Origin of the sequence: Actinophytocola sp. (assembly GCF_035634895.1) — a bacterium.
Lineage (GTDB): Bacteria > Actinomycetota > Actinomycetes > Mycobacteriales > Pseudonocardiaceae > Actinophytocola.
In genome coordinates, this window is the sequence record NZ_DASQCC010000132.1 from 20,517 (window position 1) to 28,679 (window position 8,163).

General features: G+C 70.7%; 9 protein-coding genes. 7 read left to right on the forward strand and 2 right to left on the reverse strand.

Annotated features, from left to right (window positions below):
- Positions 1 to 4: 4 nt before the first annotated feature.
- Genes VET29_RS19235 through VET29_RS19245 form a run of 3 tightly spaced genes read left to right on the forward strand, consistent with a single transcriptional unit; the run spans position 5 to position 2,602 of the window.
- Entirely contained in the window at positions 5 to 1,639 is a 1,635-nt protein-coding gene (locus VET29_RS19235) for a TM0106 family RecB-like putative nuclease (RefSeq protein ID WP_324922239.1), read from the forward strand.
- A gap of 60 nt (positions 1,640 to 1,699) precedes the next feature.
- The gene (locus VET29_RS19240; RefSeq protein WP_324922241.1) at positions 1,700 to 1,825 is read left to right on the forward strand and encodes a hypothetical protein; all 126 of its coding nucleotides are present in this window, start codon (positions 1,700 to 1,702) and stop codon (positions 1,823 to 1,825) included.
- A gap of 21 nt (positions 1,826 to 1,846) precedes the next feature.
- On the forward strand, positions 1,847 to 2,602 hold the full coding sequence (locus tag VET29_RS19245) for an SDR family NAD(P)-dependent oxidoreductase (RefSeq protein ID WP_324922243.1): 756 nt from the start codon (positions 1,847 to 1,849) through the stop codon (positions 2,600 to 2,602).
- A gap of 56 nt (positions 2,603 to 2,658) precedes the next feature.
- On the opposite strand, the gene VET29_RS19250 is transcribed toward VET29_RS19245, so the two are convergent.
- A complete protein-coding gene (locus VET29_RS19250) occupies positions 2,659 to 3,621 on the reverse strand; it encodes an aldo/keto reductase (protein ID WP_324922245.1) in 963 nt (320 codons plus the stop codon).
- 115 nt (positions 3,622 to 3,736) lie between these two features.
- On the opposite strand from VET29_RS19250, the gene VET29_RS19255 reads away from it, so the two are divergent.
- Both VET29_RS19255 and VET29_RS19260 read left to right on the forward strand, forming a co-directional pair.
- Positions 3,737 to 4,678, forward strand: coding sequence for an oxidoreductase (locus tag VET29_RS19255; protein ID WP_324922248.1), 942 nt, complete (start codon positions 3,737 to 3,739; stop codon positions 4,676 to 4,678).
- Positions 4,678 to 5,376 (forward strand): class I SAM-dependent methyltransferase, encoded by a 699-nt coding sequence (locus VET29_RS19260; protein WP_324922250.1) that lies wholly within the window; start codon positions 4,678 to 4,680, stop codon positions 5,374 to 5,376. The genes VET29_RS19255 and VET29_RS19260 overlap by 1 nt, the downstream gene beginning before the upstream one ends.
- On the opposite strand, the gene VET29_RS19265 is transcribed toward VET29_RS19260, so the two are convergent.
- Positions 5,279 to 6,220 (reverse strand): class I SAM-dependent methyltransferase, encoded by a 942-nt coding sequence (locus tag VET29_RS19265; protein WP_324922254.1) that lies wholly within the window; start codon positions 6,218 to 6,220, stop codon positions 5,279 to 5,281. The two genes, VET29_RS19260 and VET29_RS19265, sit on opposite strands and share 98 nt — an antisense overlap.
- A gap of 218 nt (positions 6,221 to 6,438) precedes the next feature.
- Here VET29_RS19265 and VET29_RS19270 point away from each other — a divergent pair, with 218 nt between their 5' ends.
- A complete protein-coding gene (locus VET29_RS19270; RefSeq protein WP_324922258.1) occupies positions 6,439 to 7,470 on the forward strand; it encodes a hypothetical protein in 1,032 nt (343 codons plus the stop codon).
- Positions 7,467 to 8,163 (forward strand): glycosyltransferase family 2 protein (locus VET29_RS19275; RefSeq protein ID WP_324922261.1); only part of this gene is annotated, 697 nt, incomplete at its 3' end. The genes VET29_RS19270 and VET29_RS19275, both read left to right, overlap by 4 nt.

Sequence of the window (8,163 nt, forward strand, 5' to 3'; positions counted from 1 at the left end):
ACACGTGACTACATCGGTGCTACTCGACTCGGGAGTGGTGAACCGCTGCCGTCGCCGGGTGCACCTGGAGCACGACCCGACGATGGCCGACGCCACCAAGGCCCCGCCCGACCCCACGGGTGAGCAGCGCAAGGCCGACGCGACCACGCACCGCCGCTCGATCGCGGACGAGATCGCCGGGCTCGTCGGTCCGGGTTGGACGGAGATCCCGCGCGAGGCCCGGCCGAGCGACCGCGAGCAGCTGACGCTGGACGCCATGGCCGAGGGCGCCCGGTTCATCTGGGCCGCCCAGCTGCCCCGCGACGAGGCAGGCGGCCGCCGCGGACACATCGACCTGCTGGTCCACGTCGGGACGGGTTACGTGCCGATCCTCGTGGTTCGCCACAAGGTGAGCGACCCGGGGCAGGGCGCGCAGACCACCTCCCTGGACACACCGTGGCCGGCCGCGCGGCAGCCAGACGCGCGCCGCCGCGTCCGTCCGCAGCCCCGTGACGTGCTGCGGCTCGCGCACGCCTACCGCATGCTGCAGGCCGCCGGCCGCGCCGCCGACGGTCCCGCGGTCGCCGGCGTGATCGGTCTCGACGGCGACGCGGTCGTCTGGCACGACCTGGAGGCGCCGACCTGGCCGGGCGGCCGCACCGCGCTCGCCGAGTACGACGCCCGCTTCGCCGACCGCCTGGCCATCGCCATGTCGGCCGCGACCGGCGGCGAGCCGCTCGCGCAGCCGTCGCGGATCGTGGAGTGCCGCTCCTGCCCGTGGTGGCCGGTGTGCCGGCTCGAGCTGGAACACGCACGGGACGTGAGCCTGGTCGTCCGCGGCGAGGAGGCGGCGATGTTGCGTGCCGCGGGCGTGGGCACCGTCGATGAGCTGGCCCTGGTCGACCCGGAGGACGAGTCGCTGCCGCAGACCGGCATGCCGATGGCGGACGCGGTCGGCCTGGCCAAGGCGTGGCTCGCGAACCTGACCGTGGTGCGCCGCGTGCCGAGGATCGACGTGCCCCGCGCCGAGGTCGAGGTCGACGTCGACATGGAGAGCTTCGGCGACTCCGGCGCGTACCTGTGGGGCGCGCTGCTGACCGGCGCGGACGTCGGCCAGCGGCAGGGCTACCACGCGTTCGCGACCTGGGAGCCGCTGCCGACCGACGACGAGGCCAGGTCGTTCGCCGCGTTCTGGCAGTGGCTGATGGTCGTGCGGCTCCGCGCGCGGGCACGCGGGCTGAGCTTCCGGGCGTACTGCTACAACGAGCTGGCGGAGAACCGCTGGCTGCTGTCGTCGGCCAAGCGGTTCGCCGGCAAGCCGGGCATCCCGACGACCGAGCAGGTGCAGGCGTTCATCACCTCGGACGCGTGGTTCGACCTGTTCGGCAGCGTTCGCGACCACTTCCTGTGCTCCCGCGGCAAGGGCCTGAAGACGATCGCCCCGGTCGCCGGCTTCACCTGGCGCGACGCGGAGGCCAGCGGCGAGAACAGCATGCGGTGGTACCGGGACGCGGTCGGCATGGACGGCGGCCACCCAGACGACAACCAGCGCGTCCGCCTGCTGGAGTACAACGAGGACGACGTGCGAGCCACCCATGCGTTGCGTGGCTGGATGTCGTCCCCGGCGGTGTACGAGGTGCCGTACGTGGGCGACCTGTAGCCGTAGGTCACCCGTGTTGGGCGATGTGGGCGAGGCGGAGTCCTGGCCAGGGTGAGAGGCATGGAACTTCTCGCCGTCGCCGGCCTGTTCGCCGGTCTGCTGGCCGCCATCCCGCTGGTGCTGCTGCTGCACTTCATCCGTCGTCCAAAGGACGTGATCGACCCGAACTCCGCCGAACCTGGGTGATCGCCCGTTAACCTGTCCGGCATGCAGATCAGTGACACCTCAGCCATCGTGACCGGCGGTGCTTCCGGCCTCGGCGGCGCGACCGCGGCGGCACTGGCCAAGGGTGGCGCCCGGGTCTTCGCGTTCGACCTTCCCGTCGCCATCGAGAAGGCCCCACGGGTCGACGGGATCACCTACGTCCCAACGGACGTGACCGACCCGGAACAGGTCCAGACCGCGGTGGACACGGCCGCCGCCGACGGCCCGCTGCGAACCGTGGTCAACTGCGCGGGGATAGGCCCGTCGGCGCGGATCCTGTCCAAGAAGGGCCCGCACGACCTGGCGGTCTTCCGCAAGGTCATCGAGGTCAACCTGATCGGCACGTTCAACGTGGTGACGCTGGCCGCGGAACAGATCGCCAAGACCGACCCCGACGACAACGGCCAACGCGGCGTAGTGATCAACACCGCCTCGATAGCGGCGTTCGACGGCCAGATCGGCCAGGTGGCCTACTCGGCGTCGAAGGGCGGCGTGGTCGGCCTGACCCTCCCGGCGGCCCGCGACCTGGCCTCGTCGGGCATCCGAGTGCTGACGATCGCTCCCGGCATCATCGACACCCCCATGCTCGCCACGGTGAGCGACGAGTTCCGTGAGGCCCTCGCCGCCGGCATCCCGTTCCCGAAACGCCTTGGCCGCCCCGAGGAGTACGCGAACCTGGCCCTGTCGATCATCGCCCAGGACTACCTGAACGGCGAAGTGATCCGCCTCGACGGCGCCCTACGCATGGCCCCGCGCTAGCGGTACCGGCCTGAGGGGTTGGGGACGCGGCCGAGACGGATCCGTGCGCCGGTGAGTCAGCGACGGCCCGGTGGGCAGATCTCGTCCAGTGCGGCCAGGTCGTCGGTTGTCGGGTGCCATTGCGTTGCCCCCGCGTTCGCGATCACCTGTTCGGGTGTCGTGGCGCCCGCGATCACCGAACCGACCGGCTTCTGAGCCACGAGCCACCCGATCGCGACCGTCGCCATCGGCACGGCTCGTTCCTCGGCGAACGCCCGCAGCTTCTCGATCCGATCCCACGGCGCGTCCGCCAGCAACCGCGTCCGTCCCGCGAGTCGTGCGTTCGCCGGCGCGTCGGTGTCCCGGTGGTACTTCCCCGTCAGCAGACCGTTGCCCAGGGGGAAGTACGGCAGCAGGCCCAACCCGAAACGCTGGCACGCCGGGATGATGTCCCGCTCGGCCTCGCGCTCCAGCAACGAGTAGTGGTTCTCCGCGGCGATCACGCCCGACCAGTGGTTGGTCCGCGCCAGCCACGCCGCGTCCGCGACCTGCCAGCCAGCCAGGTTGCACACCCCGGCATACCGGATCAGCCCCTCGCGCACGAGATCGTCCAGCGCCGACAGCGTCTCCTCCAGCGGCGTCGACGGGTCCGAGCGATGCAGCTGGTACAGGTCGATCCAGTCGGTCCCCAACCGGCGCAGTGACGCCTCGACCGCCCGCTTGACATACCGCCGGGACCCACGGGCGCCGAAGTCCGGCCCGTTGCCGCCCTGCATGTCCACGCCGAACTTCGTCGCGATCACGCACTTGTCGCGCCTGCCCGACAGCGCCTGCCCGAGTAACTCCTCGCTGCGTCCCCGTGGCGCGCCGTAGACGTCGGCCACGTCGAAGAAGCTCACACCGGCGTCGACCGCCGCCCCGATCAGCGCGCGAGAACCGGCCAGGGACTCCGCCGCGGTCCCGGGACGGCCCAGGTTGTTGCAGCCGAGGCCGACCGCACTGACCACCAGACCAGATTCGCCCAGGTGACGGAGTTCCATGGCGACAACCTACTTAGCGTGAGCGTTCGGATCCAGATTCACATTGACATTGAACACAGAAGTGAAGACCCGGTCCGAGGTCTAAAACCCTCTCGCGTGAGGCACGCTAGGCCTCATGAGCAAGGCATCTGAGGTCGACAGACCGTCGGCGGCGGACTGGCTGACCGGCCACGTCCCCAGCCAGGTCGGACGTGTGTTCGTCGTCACCGGGGCGAACAGCGGTCTGGGCCTCGAGACCGCGCGTGCGCTCGGCTCCCGCGGCGCCAACGTGATCATGACGGCGCGGGACATGGACAAGGGCGAGGCCGCGGTCGAGGAGCTGCGGGCCGAGCAGCCCGACGGGCGCTTCGACCTGCGCCACCTCGACCTCGCCGACCTCGACTCCGTGCGGGAGTTCGCCGCCCGCGTGGACCGGGCCGACGTGCTGGTCAACAACGCCGGCGTGATGATGCCGCCGCACACGCACACCAAGCAGGGCTACGAGCTGCAGTTCGGCGTCAACCACCTCGCGCACTTCGCGCTCACGCTCCTGCTCTTCAACACCCTGTTGCAGGGCGACGATCCTCGGGTGGTCACCGTCAGCTCCGGTCTGCACCATCGCGGCCGCATCCACTTCGGGGACCTGCAGGGCAACCAGAAGTACAGCCGCACCGCCTACTACTCACAGTCGAAGCTCGCCAACGTCGTGTTCGCGCTGGAGCTCCACCGCCGCCTGCGGTCGAACGGGATCGGCCTGCGCAGTGTCCTCGCCCACCCCGGCTACACCGCCACCAACCTCCAGTCGGCCGGCCCGACGGGCGTCGCCAAGCTGCTCGGCAAGCTCGGCAACAAGGTCATGGCGCAGGACGTCTCCATGGGGGCGCTCCCGCAGATCTACGCGGCCGCCGGCACGGACGTCGAGAGCGGCCAGTTCTGGGGACCCGACGGCCGCAACGAGAGCAAGGGCTACCCGACGCTCGTCGAGCCCCTCGTCGAGGCCCGCGACCGCGAGCTCGGGCGGCGGTTGTGGGACGTCTCGCAGGAGCTGACGGGGGTGCACATCGACCTGGCGCCGTGATGAACCGCGACATCCGATCCGTGGCGGACGTCCTCACCCTGCTCGACGGGTTCTTCACCCGGGACGCCGACTGGTGGGACGACTTCTACGCCGACCGTGATCGTCCCGTGCCGTTCTTCGTCGACAAACCGGACGAAAGCCTGGCGTCGTACCTGGACCGCGGCCTGCTCCGCCCCGGTCGCGCGCTCGACCTCGGCTGCGGGCCTGGCCGAAACGCCCGGTACCTCGCCGCCAACGGCTTCGCCGTCGATGCCGTCGACCTCTCGCCGACCGCGATCGCCTGGGGCGAGGAACTGAGCCCCGACGTGCGGTTCCTGTGCGGTGACGCGTTCACCCTCGACCTCGACGGCCCGTACGACCTGATCCACGACTCGGGCTGCTTCCACCACCTGGCGCCGCACCGCCGCGTCAGCTACCTGGACCTGCTCGACCGGCACCTCGCCAAGGGCGGGCACCTGGGGTTCACCGGCTTCGCCGCCGGCGTCGGCAAGGGCCTGCCCACCGGCTCGTCGACGCCGGACGCCGAGCTGTACCGCATTGGCAGCCTGGAGGGTGGCCTCGCCTACACCGACGAGGAGCTGCGCTGGATCTTCGCGGACTTCACCGAGGTGGAGCTGCGGCTGATGAACGACGAACCGGACGACTCGCCCAGCTTCGGTGTGCCGTTCCTGTGGACCGCCCTGTTCCGGAAGGACTAGCCACGGTTCGCGTCGACCCGGCGCGGCCGACCACGGTGTACAGCAACGTGCGCCTGCCGCGTGCGAGAGCGTGGTGGTAGGTGATCTCGGTGTCCGGGAAGCCGAGCACGCCGACGTACCGGCGGACCAGCTCCGGGCTCATGTGCCACCACGTGTCGCCGTATGCGGCGTCCCAGTACTGCGGCAGGAACGTCGCCTTCGGCTCCCCGTGTGCCTCGGCCGGCAGCGGGGTGAGCACGCCCGGCGAGGGGTCGGGGGCGTCGACGATGTCCGCGACCAGGTGGTAGTCCGACGCCGGGTACACGTCCGTCACGACGACCATGTCCGTGACCAGCCGCAACGACGTCTGCAGCGCGCGGAACGGGTCGCGCAGGTGTAGCAGGATCGCCGCGAACGTCGCCACGTCGAACTTCCCCAGCTCGTCGGGCACCGTGTACACGGTGCCGTGCGCCAGCCGCGCGGCCAGGCCATGCGCCTGGTGGTTGAGCCAGAACCCGTTGTTGATCTTCCGCAGGTGGTCGCGCCACGACTCGGCGTCCAGGGTTTCGTCGCCCGCGAAGGGGACCACGTCCCACGGGTCGTCCTCGGACAGGTCGTACGCGACGACCTCCGCGCCCTGCCGCTCCATGTAGGTCGTCAGGAAGCCGCTCGCCGAACCCAGCTCCAGCACCCGTCTGCCGGCCAGGTTTACCCCGCCGAGATAGCGATGCTCGTCACCACGCAGATCCCACTCGCCGGTCACTTCACCGTGACCGGGGATCTCCATCGAGTGATAGAAGTAGCAGTCCGTAATGTCCGCCACGGCGCGCGGATGCGCATAGGGGCATGGCGCGGTGCTGGTCATGGCGGCTCTCCCCGGCTAGCGACTCGGCGCCAATGTAGACCAGGCTCAACTACCCCTTTTGCCAGGTCGGTCGTGCAGGACGATCATCGTCAGCCGCCCGAGGAACAATGCCGCGGCGACGGTGATCAGCACTATCTGCAACACCATGTGAGTCAGCCTCTCTGACTTTCCCGGTATCACACGTCGGACACGCCGCGTAGGTTCAGTACTCTCGCCGGGTGCCTGGACTAAGCACTCATTCCGGCGTCGGCGCGGTCGCCATCTGGACCAGTGCGGACCAGCCGGACCTGGGGGACCAGCTAACCGCTCGCGTGATACAGCAGGAGCTGCTCGCGCGGCTGCCGGGCTGGCGCATGAGCCTGTTCGCCACCGACGGCTGGCGCCGGCCCGCCGTCGCCGACGGCGGGCTGGTCATCGAGCCGCTGCGGGACCGCGCGCCTGCGGAGCTGGCCGCCACCGCGACCATGACGGTCGTCTGCACGACCGACCCGTACGCGCTCGACCTGGCGACCCGCCTGGACGTCACCCACCCGGTCGTGGCATTCGGGGAGGTGCCCACCGAACTCACCAACCGCGCGGCACTGACCGTCACCGGCCCGAACCCCGGCCTGCTGCTGGACCGGGTGATCGACCGGGAGACGTTGCCGGTCCGGGTCGCGCAGCTGCGGCAGCTGAGCGAGATGCCGGTCCGCGGCTACGACGTGACCGCCGAGCTGCCGGAGAACCTGGTGTTCGAGGACCGGCTCGCGATCCTGTCCGGCGCCAGGTCCGTGGTCACCGAGGACGAGCACGTCGCCGCGGCGTGCGCCTGGCTGGGGGTGGACTGCCGGCGGCCGGACGGTTCGGCGTTCGAGTTCGCGCCGGTCGCGGACCTGAAGGCGGAGCTGGACCGGATCGCCGAGCTGGCCGAGCACACGCTCGCCGAGCGGGGTGGCGACCTCACGACCCGGATGTCGGTGCTGACCGAGGAGAACCACGCCCTGCGGCAGGCCCACTGGCAGCTGCGGCGACGGATGCTCGAGGAGCGCCAGCGCCTGGCCGAGCCACTCGGACAGGCGTGGCGGGAGCGGGACGATGCCGTCGCCGAGGCCACCGTCAAGCGCACCGAGAACGAGGCGCTGACCAGGCACAACGAGGAGCTGGCCGCGCGGCTCGCACACGTCGAGCAGGAGCTGGCGAACTGGCGGAACACCAAGCTCGTGCGGTGGACCCGCCCGCTGCGGGACGCCTACGGGAAGGCACGCGGGTGACGCCCCCGCGGATCACGTTCGTGCTCGTGTCCTACGGCGGGCGGGACCTGGTCGTGCGGTGCCTGGAGCTGCTGGCGAAGCACACCCCGGTGCCGCACCGCGTGATCGTCGTCGACAGCGCGTCGCCGGACGGCACGGGCGAGTGGCTGGCCGAGAACCTGACCGGCGCGACGGTGCTGCGGATGCACGAGAACCTGGGCTTCGGCGCGGGCGGCAACCTGGCCGTCCGGCAGGCCGACACCGAGCTGCTGTGCTTCCTCAACGCGGACATCGAGGTGGCGGACGGCTGGCTCGAACCTCTGCTGGCGTTCCTCGACACGAGGCCGGAGGTCGCGGCCGTGTCCCCGGTGCTGCTCAACCCGGACGGCACGGTCCAGGAGGCCGGCAGCGTCATCGGCGGCGACGGCTGGTGCCGCGCGGTGGACTTCGGCCCCGAGTTCGTCCGCGAGGTCGACTACGCGTCCGCCGCGTGCCTGGTGGTCCGCCGGTCGGCGTTCCTCGAGGTGGGCGGGTTCTCGCCGGAGTACGAGATCGCGTACTTCGAGGACGTGGACCTGATGCTGTCGCTGCGCGCGCACGGCTGGCAGACGTGGGTGGAACCGGCGTCACGGGTCGTGCACCAGCGGCACGGCAGCAGCTCGTCGGCCCGCGCGACCGAGCTGATGCGGCTGAACCACGAGACGTTCACCCGGC